General features: G+C 45.8%; 22 protein-coding genes and 2 tRNA genes. All 24 read left to right on the top strand.

From position 1 onward, the window contains the following. The coding region (locus tag F3I09_RS34280) for a hypothetical protein (RefSeq protein ID WP_223233462.1) at positions 1-380 on the top strand (380 nt) is incomplete at its 5' end. 288 nt (positions 381-668) lie between these two features. After that, complete coding sequence (locus F3I09_RS34285; RefSeq protein ID WP_188134060.1) at positions 669-812, top strand: hypothetical protein; 144 nt, start codon at positions 669-671, stop codon at positions 810-812. Positions 813-894: 82 nt separating this feature from the next. Next, entirely contained in the window at positions 895-1,119 is a 225-nt protein-coding gene (locus F3I09_RS33125; protein WP_149699347.1) for a hypothetical protein, read from the top strand. A gap of 415 nt (positions 1,120-1,534) precedes the next feature. After that, positions 1,535-1,608 (top strand) — tRNA-Met (locus F3I09_RS33130). A gap of 383 nt (positions 1,609-1,991) precedes the next feature. Beyond that, positions 1,992-2,063: transfer RNA gene (locus tag F3I09_RS33135), tRNA-Met, on the top strand. A 114-nt stretch (positions 2,064-2,177) separates the two neighbouring features. Next, positions 2,178-2,510 carry a hypothetical protein gene (locus F3I09_RS33140; protein WP_149699348.1) on the top strand — a complete coding sequence of 111 codons (333 nt, stop codon included), beginning with the start codon at positions 2,178-2,180 and terminating at the stop codon, positions 2,508-2,510. An 8-nt stretch (positions 2,511-2,518) separates the two neighbouring features. After that, the gene (locus tag F3I09_RS33145) at positions 2,519-3,610 is read left to right on the top strand and encodes a hypothetical protein (protein ID WP_149699349.1); all 1,092 of its coding nucleotides are present in this window, start codon (positions 2,519-2,521) and stop codon (positions 3,608-3,610) included. A 13-nt stretch (positions 3,611-3,623) separates the two neighbouring features. After that, positions 3,624-3,986, top strand: coding sequence for a hypothetical protein (locus F3I09_RS33150; protein ID WP_149699350.1), 363 nt, complete (start codon positions 3,624-3,626; stop codon positions 3,984-3,986). A gap of 2 nt (positions 3,987-3,988) precedes the next feature. Beyond that, positions 3,989-4,405, top strand: coding sequence for a hypothetical protein (locus tag F3I09_RS33155; protein WP_149699351.1), 417 nt, complete (start codon positions 3,989-3,991; stop codon positions 4,403-4,405). Next, positions 4,405-4,605: a hypothetical protein gene (locus F3I09_RS33160; protein WP_149699352.1), complete on the top strand. Its 201-nt coding sequence runs from the start codon at positions 4,405-4,407 to the stop codon at positions 4,603-4,605. Before F3I09_RS33155 ends, F3I09_RS33160 begins: the two co-directional genes overlap by 1 nt. Further along, positions 4,602-5,516, top strand: coding sequence for a hypothetical protein (locus tag F3I09_RS33165; protein WP_149699353.1), 915 nt, complete (start codon positions 4,602-4,604; stop codon positions 5,514-5,516). The genes F3I09_RS33160 and F3I09_RS33165 overlap by 4 nt, the downstream gene beginning before the upstream one ends. Further along, the gene (locus F3I09_RS33170; protein ID WP_188134061.1) at positions 5,503-6,264 is read left to right on the top strand and encodes a cell division protein ZapE; all 762 of its coding nucleotides are present in this window, start codon (positions 5,503-5,505) and stop codon (positions 6,262-6,264) included. Before F3I09_RS33165 ends, F3I09_RS33170 begins: the two co-directional genes overlap by 14 nt. 104 nt (positions 6,265-6,368) lie before the next feature. Beyond that, on the top strand, positions 6,369-6,524 hold the full coding sequence (locus F3I09_RS34290) for a hypothetical protein (protein ID WP_188134062.1): 156 nt from the start codon (positions 6,369-6,371) through the stop codon (positions 6,522-6,524). 23 nt (positions 6,525-6,547) lie between these two features. Next, positions 6,548-8,089, top strand: coding sequence for a DNA cytosine methyltransferase (locus F3I09_RS33175; RefSeq protein ID WP_188134063.1), 1,542 nt, complete (start codon positions 6,548-6,550; stop codon positions 8,087-8,089). Between the two features lie 11 nt (positions 8,090-8,100). Beyond that, a complete protein-coding gene (locus F3I09_RS33180; protein WP_149699356.1) occupies positions 8,101-8,505 on the top strand; it encodes a single-stranded DNA-binding protein in 405 nt (134 codons plus the stop codon). An 18-nt stretch (positions 8,506-8,523) separates the two neighbouring features. Then, the gene (locus F3I09_RS33185; RefSeq protein WP_149699357.1) at positions 8,524-8,940 is read left to right on the top strand and encodes a recombination protein NinG; all 417 of its coding nucleotides are present in this window, start codon (positions 8,524-8,526) and stop codon (positions 8,938-8,940) included. Then, a complete protein-coding gene (locus F3I09_RS33190; RefSeq protein ID WP_149699358.1) occupies positions 8,937-9,305 on the top strand; it encodes a hypothetical protein in 369 nt (122 codons plus the stop codon). Before F3I09_RS33185 ends, F3I09_RS33190 begins: the two co-directional genes overlap by 4 nt. A gap of 22 nt (positions 9,306-9,327) precedes the next feature. Continuing rightward, a complete protein-coding gene (locus tag F3I09_RS33195; protein WP_149699359.1) occupies positions 9,328-9,672 on the top strand; it encodes a hypothetical protein in 345 nt (114 codons plus the stop codon). Beyond that, complete coding sequence (locus F3I09_RS33200; protein WP_149699360.1) at positions 9,669-10,046, top strand: DUF551 domain-containing protein; 378 nt, start codon at positions 9,669-9,671, stop codon at positions 10,044-10,046. The genes F3I09_RS33195 and F3I09_RS33200 overlap by 4 nt, the downstream gene beginning before the upstream one ends. 34 nt (positions 10,047-10,080) lie before the next feature. Beyond that, on the top strand, positions 10,081-10,386 hold the full coding sequence (locus tag F3I09_RS33205; RefSeq protein ID WP_149699361.1) for a hypothetical protein: 306 nt from the start codon (positions 10,081-10,083) through the stop codon (positions 10,384-10,386). Beyond that, entirely contained in the window at positions 10,383-10,730 is a 348-nt protein-coding gene (locus tag F3I09_RS33210) for a hypothetical protein (RefSeq protein WP_149699362.1), read from the top strand. The genes F3I09_RS33205 and F3I09_RS33210 overlap by 4 nt, the downstream gene beginning before the upstream one ends. A gap of 189 nt (positions 10,731-10,919) precedes the next feature. Continuing rightward, positions 10,920-11,369 carry a hypothetical protein gene (locus tag F3I09_RS33215; protein WP_149699363.1) on the top strand — a complete coding sequence of 150 codons (450 nt, stop codon included), beginning with the start codon at positions 10,920-10,922 and terminating at the stop codon, positions 11,367-11,369. Continuing rightward, a complete protein-coding gene (locus F3I09_RS33220) occupies positions 11,356-12,021 on the top strand; it encodes a hypothetical protein (protein ID WP_149699364.1) in 666 nt (221 codons plus the stop codon). The genes F3I09_RS33215 and F3I09_RS33220 overlap by 14 nt, the downstream gene beginning before the upstream one ends. A gap of 130 nt (positions 12,022-12,151) precedes the next feature. Then, positions 12,152-12,793 carry a hypothetical protein gene (locus F3I09_RS33225; protein WP_149699365.1) on the top strand — a complete coding sequence of 214 codons (642 nt, stop codon included), beginning with the start codon at positions 12,152-12,154 and terminating at the stop codon, positions 12,791-12,793. Positions 12,794-12,796: the final 3 nt, after the last annotated feature.

Here is a 12,796-nt window from a genome sequence, read left to right on the forward strand (position 1 = left end):
GGGAACAGCTGTTGAAGCAGGACCCGTCGAACGAAGACCTGAACGAACTAATAATCGCAGGAGTAATGACTCACGAGGCGTCTGGAATACTAAGGGAACGTTTCGGCGCTCAAATGGTAGACGAGCATGCGCTGATAAAAGAAATTGCCAACACGGTTATCGCTCAACCTGGCTGCTTAAAAATGTCTGATTGGCATTGCGGCACCTCGCATTGCCTTGCTGGATGGGCGACAATACTAAGTCCAATAGCCGGAGAAATAGAAAAGCGGTCAGACACAAAGACCGCAGGGTGTACGGTGTTGCCTTCATATGCTCCACTGTTTTTTAGTGACGATGAAACGGTGCTGAAGAAAATGCAGGAAATAGTTAATCAGCAATAGCATTAAAAATATTGCGTATAGAGGCTAATAAAGCGCTTAACGCATGTCTGGTTATCTACCACCTCGGTAAGTATTAAATAAGCGTTTTGCTGGCCAGACAAACATGATTTAAGCGCCTCCAGGTGGTAGCGACCGAAACGGCTAAAAGTTCTTACAGGCAGGATACCTTGATGGAGGTGCTTATGTTTTTTCATAACATGGAATTATTAACTACAGTCCAACCTTCTTTAAGGTTGGAATAACTAAGGAGTCATTTTTTCATTATAAAAACAAAAACAAACATTTCGCATGAACGAAAAAGCAACACAGGCGGCAGAAGCGCCGCAGGAAGTTTCAACCGAAGCAGCAACAGTTACAGAACAGGTACCCACTGGTGAATCATCTGTAGCTCTGACAGGAGTTCCTGAAGGCGCAGAAGCCCCCGCTGAGTAGAACGATACCTGGTTAGAGACATGCAAGCAGGCCCTGGGTAAAAGGGACAGGGCCTGCTTGCATGTCTAAAATCCTCATCCTTATGAATTCAGAACAATTAAAATTGGTGTTGTTTGAAAGGGCTAATGTCCTTACCAGTTTGGTAGATACCGCCATTGAGGCGGTTAAAAAGAACTGGGTGACGAGGGACGAGGTAATGAGGGATCTTCAGAATGAGAATGAAGGGGTAAAGAAGCTCCGTGCAGATTATATGAAGGCGCTCATGGAAGAACTCTCAACTATAAAAAAACAGTCACGTGTACTGTAAAAATAGCTACTGCATAGTAGGCAACAGGGGAGCGGCTCATAACCTTACTTCCCGACCAGAACGGGCGCCGTTACCACTAAGAAGGTCCAGCCAGGGAAAAGACGGCAACTTGGGCAGGCGGCGGTTATGGTAAACCGTATTGTGCTGCATGAAATCCGTAGCTACGTAGACTAAGCGATGTCTGAAATATAGACTACGTCAGTAAATGCAGGTGTGCCAATGTGAGTTGGTCGGCAGGTTCGAATCCTGCCCTGTCCACCGTTTCCCGGGTCCATAAATGCGCTAATCCGGGCATTTGGATAGTTAAAGTGAAACTATCCCCGCTCCGAAGAGGGCAAAATTCGGTGATGTCAGGTAACATAGCCTGAGTCTGATATACTGCTATCCTTCAGGCGTGCATGCCGCCTGTTGTTTTGATTCCGTAGCTCAGTTGGTTAGAGCAATACACCCATAATGTATGGGTCCTGGGTTCGAGTCCCAGCGGGATCACGATTTTGTTCCCGATTATGGAGCCAAGTAATGACGCATTGCGGTTTCGTCCCGCTTGAAGATGAACGGCCAGAACTAACAATGGGTGTAGTCTTATCGGGTAAGATGAACCCCTTAGCCGCAAAGTTCCGTTCGCGTTTGATGGGAAGAAAGGAAGCGGTAACCATCCGTAGTTGTTACGTCATCAACGCCGATCCAAGCATCTGGGTGTGTGGCCGGTAAACTGTCGGCTCGTGAGGAGCACACGTAAAAAATCGGGGGCAGTCCGATATCTGCAACGCGCTACAAAGGGGATCGCACAGTATGTAGTGGCTAAAGAATGCGACGTCTTGTTCCGCTGGTCGAAACGTAACGCGGTGACAGCCGGCAATAGACCGGCAAATAGCGGGATAGAGCAGAGGTAGCTCGCCGGGCTCATTACCCGGAGGTCGCAGGTTCGAATCCAGCTCCCGCTACTAATTCATAACCTATGTCATTTATCATTTATGCGCTGCTGTGTTTTTTCGCATCAATATTGTTGGGTAAGGCATTGCGTAAAAGAAGCATAGCAGCCATTAAAGCATTTAGAGATGCCCAAAACACTGCACCACGCGGCACAGCCAAACATCTTTGATCTTTTATCCAGCCGGATAGATCAGGACTTTGATAGCTACGATACCAGGCATCCAGAGGTATACAAGAGGTTTTGTGACCTGGCCTTTGGATTGATAAAAAAGGGCCATAAACACTACAGTGCGGATGCGCTTCTGCATGTGATCCGCTATGAATCATCAGTGAGAAAGGAGCCGCTGGAGCTGTTTAAGATCAACAACAATTTTTCGAGCCGGTATGCCCGGAAGTTCCTGGCCGAATTTCCGGAACATAAGACTTTTTTTGAAACCAGGGTTCTACGCCCATTATAACTACTGTTATGATACTCATACCAACATCAGAAGTAAAGACCTTCCTAAAAAGATCCAGCAAAATAAAGCCATCCGTGCTTATACCTGTCCTGGAGAATATCAAGCTGCAGTGCGTTGGTGATAGCGCAACCATGACGAAGTCAAATATAAATGCATGGTGTATCCATGAAATAGAGGCTGATTTTAAAGAAAATCAAACTTTGTTGCTAAATGAAGCTTTTCTTTCGGCATTTGTTGCCGGAGCAACTGAGGAGTTAATCTCCATCAAAAAGGAAGGTGATAACGTCGTTCTGTCGTGTGGTAAGTGTAATGCGTCTTTTGCCTGGGAGGATCCGGATGTATACCCCACGCCGCCGGAGGCAAATAAAGACAACGGCTCTACTCCTATTCCAGCTGAAGTGCTTTACTCAATCAGATCTGCACTTTCTATACTTGACACTAAGATCGATAATAGCTACTGTCGGTGTTACGTCAGTTTTCTTAATGGAAAAACGGAGGTGTTTTCCACATTTTCCGGCCATGCGTTCTACCTTAAGCGCATTGACAGCCGGTTTCCCCGACTTGTTTTGTCTCCTGAAGATGGCAGTATAATTACAATGTATGAGGAGGTTGTTCACTATCAGGCAAATAACTATGACTTCTTTGATTGTGGGAAAACCACATATGGTTTTATCCAGTCGACATACACAGCCCCTAATTACGCTCCCGCGTACAGGAACGTTGATAACAAATGCTTTTTTGAAGTCAACCGTACAGAAGTGGTTCAGTTTCTTGAATTGGTCTTAAAAACAACTCCCGTGCTGTATCCGGGCGTAAGGATTTGCGATAATGGCCTCTTAGGAGTACTGTTTGAGCACTCTGATGAGCATTACCGAATTTCTTTAAAGAGAGAGGTTGATTCGACGAAGGATTACGTCGTTGAAGGTGCACACTTCGATGCCAGGCTGCTTCTGTTAGTCCTCAAAGCAATGGATAGTGACACCATCAGGATATCGCCGGTCGGTAGTTCGTCAGTTTTCTGCGTCTGGACGCCAGGGAACGAGACTGTGCAATCACTTATCAAGACATATGCTCCTGCAACACCACTACAAAGCAAATAACATGGGAAAGAAAATGAATTCGAGTAACTCATTCGAAACGGCAGCCTCTCATCTTGTTGAAATTATATATGATTCACCAATGGATAAGGACGAGCAGGACAAAGCTATTGGGTTAATTGACGACATGCGGTCGTCATTTTCAGCAGCAGTCGATGATAAAGACAACCTTATCTATTCCCTGCAGGAATCGGTAGATGGTCTTGAGGGTACCATTGAAGACGACTGTATTGAAATCAAAATAGACACAGGTATCGGTGCTATCGGTTATAAAGCTAATAATCTGCAAGACAAGCAGCTCATGGAGCTGTTGTCGGATCTGCTAAAGAAGAACGGCACTTATAAGGTATTGCGTGCTTTAGAATCTCTAAACATATAACAATGAAGTTGCGTGAATTCGTGCCTACAAAAATTGAGAGGTCACCTCACCATGTTAAAGCATATATTCTTATCAATCTGAGGTATAGCTTAATACAGTTTTCTGGTGGTGCCGTGGACTTGATTGGGGTCAAACCCGATAGCCATGTATCTTTTCATCAGGATGAGGATGATCCTGAATCCTGGTACTTGGAGGTACTACCGGAAGGGAAAACTGGTTTCCCTCTTCGACAGAAGCCTAAGCTGGGGGTGAGGGGCGTCTTGTTCGCCTGTAAATCGCTTGTAAAGCGCATTGCTGATGCCGTTGGAATGGAAGGCCATAAAGGGAAGATCCTTGTGGGTAAGGAGTCAGTGACTATTAATGGTAAGACATTATGGCCGCTGGTCACTGCCTCATTAAAGCCTAAACGCCTGGATTAATGGAACTGGTGCTCCTGGATGACATTACTAGCTCTTTTCGGGTCCTTTATGGCCGGAAAGGAGAGAAAGTAACTCTCATCAGTGATCACGGTGATGTGCTGATCGTCCAGGGGCAAAATGGCCGGTTTCCGGTTCATATATCGCACACAGACAAACAGCAGGATCTTAACGGCAGGAAATACTCTAATGACCAGGTATGAACTACATCGAATTAATCAATCAATTTTGGCGACACAATGAGGAGCATTCATTTACTCCCAGCGAAGTAGCAGTGTATTTTTATTTGTTAAATACAGCGAACCGTCTGATGTGGAAGAATCCCTTTGGGCAGTCAAACGGATATATAACCAATGCGCTGGGCATATCCGAGCCAACATTGATAAGAGCGCGAAACAGTCTTAAGCAGTTCGGCCTTATTGATTTCAGAAGCGAGAAGGGTAGGAGACACCAGGTACAATACATACTTAAATACTTAAATAATTTAAGTATTTCCGTTAGTAATTACGTGGTAGGGGATAATAAAACCTTAAATAATTTAAGTATTTACGATAGTAATACCGTTAGTAATTCCGATAGTATTTCCGTTAGTATTTGTGATGAAAATAGTTTAGACAACTATAAACATAAACTAAACAAAACTAAACAAAACGATGAAGGAGGATCCGCCGCCGACATCGCCGGGAGTTCTGAAGAGGATCAGGTCAGAAGGTTTTTAGCGACGAAAGAAGCGAATGCACCTCCCCCTTCTCCCGCGCCGCCCCCCTCCGTGACGCAGTTGTTTATGCCAGTGGAGGACCTGAGAGAAAGGTGTATCCAGGACGCGGCGTTTTACGAGCCGTTGTGCATGCGATTACACTTGAGCATTGAATCGCTTAGCGGCTGGCTGGAAGCGTTTAACCGAGAATTGCTTTTCAAGAGCGAGAGCCGGAAGCTACCGAAGGACTATCGGAAACACTTTGCAGACTGGATAAAGTTCCGCGACGTGACTACGGATCCCGCAGAGTATTCACCCGTAAAAAAACAGGAAAATGGAAGTGGAAAAAAGAACATACAGAACCAACAGCCTACAGGAGTTGTTGTATCCGGCGCAAAAACCTATGGAAAGCTGTGAGCTTAGCGAGGATGAGAAGGCTGCAGCTATCGAAGAGGCAGCCCGGAAGAAGAGGGAGCTATTTAAGTACCAGCAGGATCAGGACCGCCGGAAACGATGGGAGCAGGAGTTGCAGCGCCGGTGGGGACCTGAAGAGTTGCTGACATACGTCACCTGGAAGGCGGATCAACACGGAGAACCGCTGGTCATTGATGATCAGAACCACAGCGTCGTAAAGGCCCTGTGCTACTACTTCGCTGATGATCCCAGGTTCGAAGAATTTACCCTGCAGAAGTTCGGCGAGAAGCTTTACCTGCACAAAGGCATCATGCTATGTGGCGGCGTGGGCGTAGGAAAGACGTTCCTGATGAACATCTTTAGAGCCAATCAACGCAGATCCTTCCAGGTAATTTCCTGCCGGGATATCGCTGACATCTTTGCGAAAGAAGGACACGAGATATTGCATTATTACTCCGAACCTGCTAAAGTTCCCACACACGCCAGTACGTTCTATCAGAACGCAATAGGTATGTGCTTCGATGATCTCGGAACAGAGGGTACGAAGCGGCACTATGGCGACCAAGTGAACGTCATGGCAGACGTGTTGCTGAATCGTTACGACAAAGCAGTGACGCCGTTCCATTATACACATGTGACGACGAACCTCAATGTAGACGAGATTGAGCAGTACTATGGCACACGCGTACGCAGCCGCATGCGGGAGATGTTCAACATGATAACATTAGATGGGGAGGATAGGCGAAAATGATAGTTTGGAAACATCACGTTTCAATAAATTTTGAAACTGGGCGATGTCCTTGTCGTAATAATGGTGCCGGAAAGGGAGCTACTGTCTTTACTAATTATGATAAAATGTTAGAATATCTCAGAAGGGACGGAAGAAGATGGCATGTGGCCAGGCTGCGTGTTAAGAAGGCGGAGCTGGAATATAATTTTGATTGTGATTATATGGCAACAATAAAAGTGGATAGATATAGCAGGGAAGGATTTAAACCTATTGAATTATGAGAAATAACAACGCCCCCCTTTTTTTGGTTGTAGACTTATTCTGTGGATTCGGTGGCACCACGATGGGATATGAGATGACAGAAGGGATTGCAAAGGTTATTGCATGTGTTAACCATGATGCTAAGGCGATAAAAAGCCACTGGCTGAATCATCCTGATGTTGAGCACTTCGAAGAGGATATGCGGACTTTGGACCTAACCAGGTTGACTGAGATAGTTACACACTATCGTCGCCTTTATCCAGGAGCCTATGTAGTTCTATGGGCATCACTGGAGTGTACCAACTTTAGCCGGGCGAAAGGCGGTCTGCCGCGGGATGCTGACAGCAGGACCCTGGCTGATCACTTGGAGCGATATGTGATAGCCCTGAACCCAGATTACATCAAGATAGAGAACGTGGTTGAGTTTATGTCGTGGGGGCCGCTTCGTATCAAGGCCAAAGCGATACATGCCGACCGTACAGATCTGTATGTTGCATGGAATAAGGCTACAGGTGAAATGCGTTATGGCTGGGAGCCTTTGAGCAAGAAACGAGGTCAGGACTGGTTGAGGTGGAGAAAGGAAATGTGTGCATTGGGCTATTACGATGAGTGGAAGGAGATGAACTCTGCGAACTTTGGTGCCTATACTAGTAGGAACAGGCTGTTTGGGGTTTTTGCACGTCCCGGATTGCCCATTACCTGGCCAGCGCCTACCCACAGTAAAAAGGCATCACATTATAGCATGCTGGAGTCAATGCAGCAGTGGAAGGCTGTTAAAGAGGTGCTTGATTTCAAAGATCACGGAAAAAGCATATTTGGTCGCAAAAAGCCGCTTTCTGAAAAGTCATTAGAAAGGGTCTATGCCGGTCTGATTAAGGAGGTGGCAGGTGGCAAAAAGTCCTTTATTGCCAAATACTACAGTGGCCGTCCTGCGGGTAAGGTTACATCCATTGAATCGCCTGCAGGTACTATCGCCTGTGCGGGAGGGCAGGCACTCGTTCAAACAGCCTTTCTGGCAAACTATTACAGTTCTGGCGGGGAGCTGAGTAGTATTGAAGCACCTGCGGGAACCATAACAACAAAAGACAGAATTTCCGTAGTACAGGCGGAGCGCTTCTTGCTACAAACAAGTTACTGTAATACTGGTTCGTCAATAGAGAAGCCAGCGCCCCCGTTACTTGCCAGCCGTCGACATCATTACCTGGTTAACCCCTCCTGGGGTGGATGTATTTCCTCCGTTGAGAATCCATGTCCCGTTATTGTGGCCAGGCAGGACAAAGCGCCAATGCACCTTGTTGTAACGGAAACCGGGCAATTAGCGATCGAAATATATGAGACGGATAGTCCTGCCACCAAGAAGATAAAAGCTTTTATGGCGGCCTACGGCATCGTGGATATTAAAATGAGAATGCTAAAGGTGTCGGAACTGCTTCAAATCCAAGGTTTCCCAAGGGAATATCAAATGCACGGCACTCAAACGGATCGTAAAAAGTTTATCGGCAATAGTGTAGTTCCTGTGGTGGTAAAGTCCTGGGTGCTCGCTTTAGCCGGATCATTATCACGAAATAATTTCAAAGTAGCATAAATATTAATGTCATGTTAAAAGCTCAAATCATCGGTCACATAGGTAATGACGCCTTTGTCCACACCAACGAAGCTGGAAGTGTTGCAAATTTCAGCGTAGCGCATTCTGAAAGATGGAAAGACAGCAAGGGCGTCCAGAAGGAGCGCACAACCTGGGTATCCTGCTCTCTTTTCGATAAAGAGAATGTTTATCCCTACCTAAAAAAGGGACAGCAGGTATATGTTGAGGGCTTCCCAGGGGCAAAACAGTACAAAGACCGGGAAGATAAGCTTATACCGCAGATGACCATTCGTGTTAACAGCATTCAACTGCTTGGCGGTGCAAAGTCCTCGGGTGCCGGTAATGACCAGGAGACAACCGCAGGCGCTACCGGTGCCGCGGCCGGCAACGACGTTACGGACGATCTGCCATTTTGATAACCCCTAAACTCTTTAATGCAGGAATTAACACAGCAACAGATCAAGAAGTATTCAGACAAATCAGTATCGCAGCTGATAAAGATCGCAGAACGGCATTTTAACGCCTATATACGCAAACGGGATGCAAACGGGGACTATTTCACCTGTATCAGTTGTAAGGTCACAAAACACGTCAGTATGATGCATGCCGGGCATTACCTGAGTGCCGGTCACAATGCAAAGGTCCGTTTTGATGAGCTTAACGTAAATGGCCAGTGCTCAGCATGCAATACACATCTTCACGGCAATCAAGCCCGGTACCGGGAAAGCTTAGTAAAAAAGATCGGTGCAGAAGCGGTGGAGATCTTGGAGGGTATTTCCCGTATGGTTCAAAAATGGGATCGCTTCTCACTCATATTTATCATTGAAACATATAAAGCAAAGTGTAAATGAGTGATCAGAAAGATCTGACCATCGAGGGGGTATTTGCTAAGCATCACAGGACGCCTCAGCGGCCGAATCCGTTCTTGTCTCCCTCAATGCAACGGGCAATGGAGGAATGGGCGGAGATACATGGTAAGGGGTTAGAGGCAAGGCAGAAACAACTGCAGGAGGCATGGGAAAAGGCATCTCCAGACGTCGCAAAGCACATGGCGGAAATTAAAACGCTCATGTTGGAGCTACGGGAAGCTTATACTGTACTTGACCTGGTTATCTACGGAGATGTTAACAAGTATCTCACATACCGGGAGCGTGCCCGCAGTTTCTTGCTTCGCATGTATGACAATTACCATGACAGGTTTCATGGTCTTGATTGATTATTAACAAAATGCACACAATATGCCGCACCAGCATAAATACCAGCTACAGGCAGAAAACGAGGAGCTAAAAAAACAGGTCGCCGCGCTCACGCAGGCGCTGGAGACCGAGAAAAGGGAGAACCAGCCGTATATCAAACAACTTAAGCTTGAGGCGGATACATACAGAATAGTTATTGAGCAAATTCTGTTGGAGATGGAATACGGACAATTTGTAAGGCAACTGCCACCACAATTTATGCAGGAGGTGGCTAAGATCGTCAATGACAGGAATATCCGCCTTGTAGTTTGTGCTCAAACAAGAGGACTGTCAGTTTACATTAACTGCGAAACCGCACCTGCTCCGGAACCAGGTAAAGAACAATGATCCAGACAATACAGGAAGCCGCTGAGCAGTATGTGTTCAACAGTAAGCATACTGGAGGCATACGAGTAATTGAAATTGAAAAGGCCGCCTTTACCGCTGGTGCCGAATGGGCCGCGCCAATGTGGATACCGGTAACTGAAAGGCTACCAGAGTTCAATACAGACGTACTCGTTTTGCGATACAATGAGTACAGCAAAAAGTACGACCGCCTAATTGGCCGTCTACATCCAGCAAAGGAAGACGGACAGTTGGGTGGTCATAGGAAGACGTATGATAAGTACTGGAGCCTGCCTGCTATTCAGTTATTGCATGAAATCCAATATTGGATGCCGATGCCCGCTATTCCTGACAGCCTTTTAAACTTCAAACCATGATAGCAGCAGCACTTTTCTATATCGGTTCCGCATTGTGGGCAATTGCATCAGGGCTCTTCACTATTGGGAAAAAGATGAAACCATAAACCACCCGGGCGCGGTACGCGGTAGTATGAACATAGAAAAGCAGAAACAGAAAGCGCAGAAAGCTGCTGATGAATTCAACAGTAAGTATTCAGTAGGAACTAAAATGCATCTGATCGACGATTTTGGGCAGGCCCATGTTATTGAGACATACGCAAAAGCGTCAGTAGTTAGTTGCCAAGCCGTAGGCTGGGCGACGAGCGACGAAAAGCATTGGGGATCTTATTTACTGGAACGATTCAAACCTATTTTATGAGTACACAAAAAGACCCGCACGAAGCGGAAGATAAATACGACCTGGAAGTTCGCCGGATAGCGGAGATAATAGCACGGACACCCTACAACCCGGAAAAATGGAATGATATAGAGGCATTTGGATCAGAAGTAAAAGAAAGGCTTATAGACGCAAAGATGTCTGAAGCCCGCGCAATGGTCGCTGAAATGAATACCAGTCACTATAAAGGCTATATCACTGGGCTGGCCGCAATGGAACAATTCTACGAAGATACCGAGACTAATATTGACCGCAGGACACAATACGCTCATGCGGCAGCTGTTAGGCTCGGATTGATACCATCACCAACAAAAACCGGCGAATAATGACATACGAGGAAAGGATACATGATGTTTCAAGGAAGCTGCATGAGCGAAGGCGACATTATGACTGCTCGTATCTCCGGCATCTGGCTATAAACATCCAAAACGGTAAAAAAGGGGAAAAATCCCCTGCTATACAGGTTTTTTCCGACGCATCTTCCAAGTAGTTTTGTATCCTAAAAATCAAACACTATGAGCACATTTGAAAAAATTAATTCCCTTGTATCAAGGGCAGACACGTTGGTTGATGATATTCATTGGGTACAGGGGTACCCCTCAAAGAAACTGGAGGCGGAAGAAATTCATGATCAATATTTGGCAACTACTGAAGAAATTAAATGTATAGTTGGTAATATACAGCGAGAAATAGATTTTGTCCTTTTAGATGGAAAGGTTAGCTTAATTGGAAGGTGTATGCATGTTATATTAATATTTATAGCAGTTGTCATCACTGCTGTTGTGATTGGTTTTATAGACGTGACCTTACAACCTTTTTCTTTGAAATTAATTAAGCCTGAATTGGCAATTCAATTTGTATTGAACAACACCTGTTCTTTAATAGCAGCGTACATTTCATATTTTTGGGGCATGAAGAATGGTCGTTTGCATATACTAGATATTTTCAATAATGATTTGGATTAATTCTGCGCCAATAATAAAGACCTTCCGGAGTGCGCAGCAGCAGTTAGGGGAACGAAAGTTCAACCAAGCAATTAGCAGAGGGCTGAATGAGGCGATTCTACAAGGTAGGACTGAAGCTCGCATGGCAGTCAAGGCGGTTTATAACATACCACAAAGATATGTTGGCGGGATAAATATCATTAAGGCAACGTCCTTGTCCCTGGAAGCTAAAATCTATGCGAGTACTAAACCCATCCCTATGGATGCTTTTTCGCCTACGTTCCAGCAGCATGGGAAAGCGCTTACTATTTCACGTAAGGGAGAGCAGAAAGAACGGGCAGTAAAAAGACGCGGAAACAATGCGGCTGGTGTTACAATAGAGGTCTTGAAGGGGAAAAAGGAAGTTGTACCGTTTGCATTTATGATACCTGGTGCGAAGCCACGAGTCTTTGCCCGGGGGGAGTATCGCAACTCATACGGATTTCATCGTCGCTCATCCCGCGTCAATAAGGAGGGCAATGATACTCCTGTAAAGCCCTTGTTGTCTGTTACTGTTCATGCAGCTGTGATTAATAAGAAGGCGATGGAAAAGATTGAAAGGAAGGTTTTGGATGTATATCCAAAGTCAGTTGCTAGGAATATTGAATATATGTTAAGCAACATGTCTTCTTGATAAGAAGAGGGGCGGGGCAGCATGGGCCAGTAGGGGGGGGGCGGTTTGGGTCCTTCCCCTACCCTTTGGCTTGCGGCTACCCCGAGCCGCAAAAAATCGCTAGCGAACAGAAAATTGTAAGTACGCATTAATGGGAAAAGGTACGCAGGAGAAAATAATATCAGTCAGGTCATTTGCAGTACAGATCGGCGTTTCCGAGGGAGCGGTACGCAAGGCAATTAAGTCATGGAAGTTTACAGTGGGCGTCCAGGAGGACGGGAAGATAAACGCGGTTGCCGCAATGGACGATGCATGGGTGAAGAAGCAACTGGTCGTTAAGGCGAAGGCCGGCGTGAGCAGAACCAAGGCGATTGAAAAGATAGATGCCAAAATAAAAGGGAAAGTATTTGAAAGCGCTGATGCTGATGAAGGTGAAGATATGGGAGAGCAGGGCGATGATGAAATTGATTTGGACGAGGATATTGCTGATAGTATAAAGGTCACTAAATCGTTGAAGGCAGCAGAGGCGATGAGGCGGCGGGAAATAGTTGCCTTGGCTCTTGATAAGAAGAAGCTTCAGGAGTTGGAGGGAATTCTCGTCCGGCGTGATGCGGTTGATAAGTCTTTATTCTTATTAGGTAGTCAGCTGAAGAAAGCTATACTAGATATTCCAGCGAGATGTGTCAGGGATATTATGTCGGCGGAAACAGAGGTGGAAGGCATCAAGGTTCTAACGGATGAAATAGTATTAGTATTGAACACATATGCTAATTTGAAAGCGGACATTAAATGATAG

The sequence above is a fragment of the Chitinophaga sp. CF418 genome, from assembly GCF_900142925.1.
Lineage (GTDB): Bacteria > Bacteroidota > Bacteroidia > Chitinophagales > Chitinophagaceae > Chitinophaga.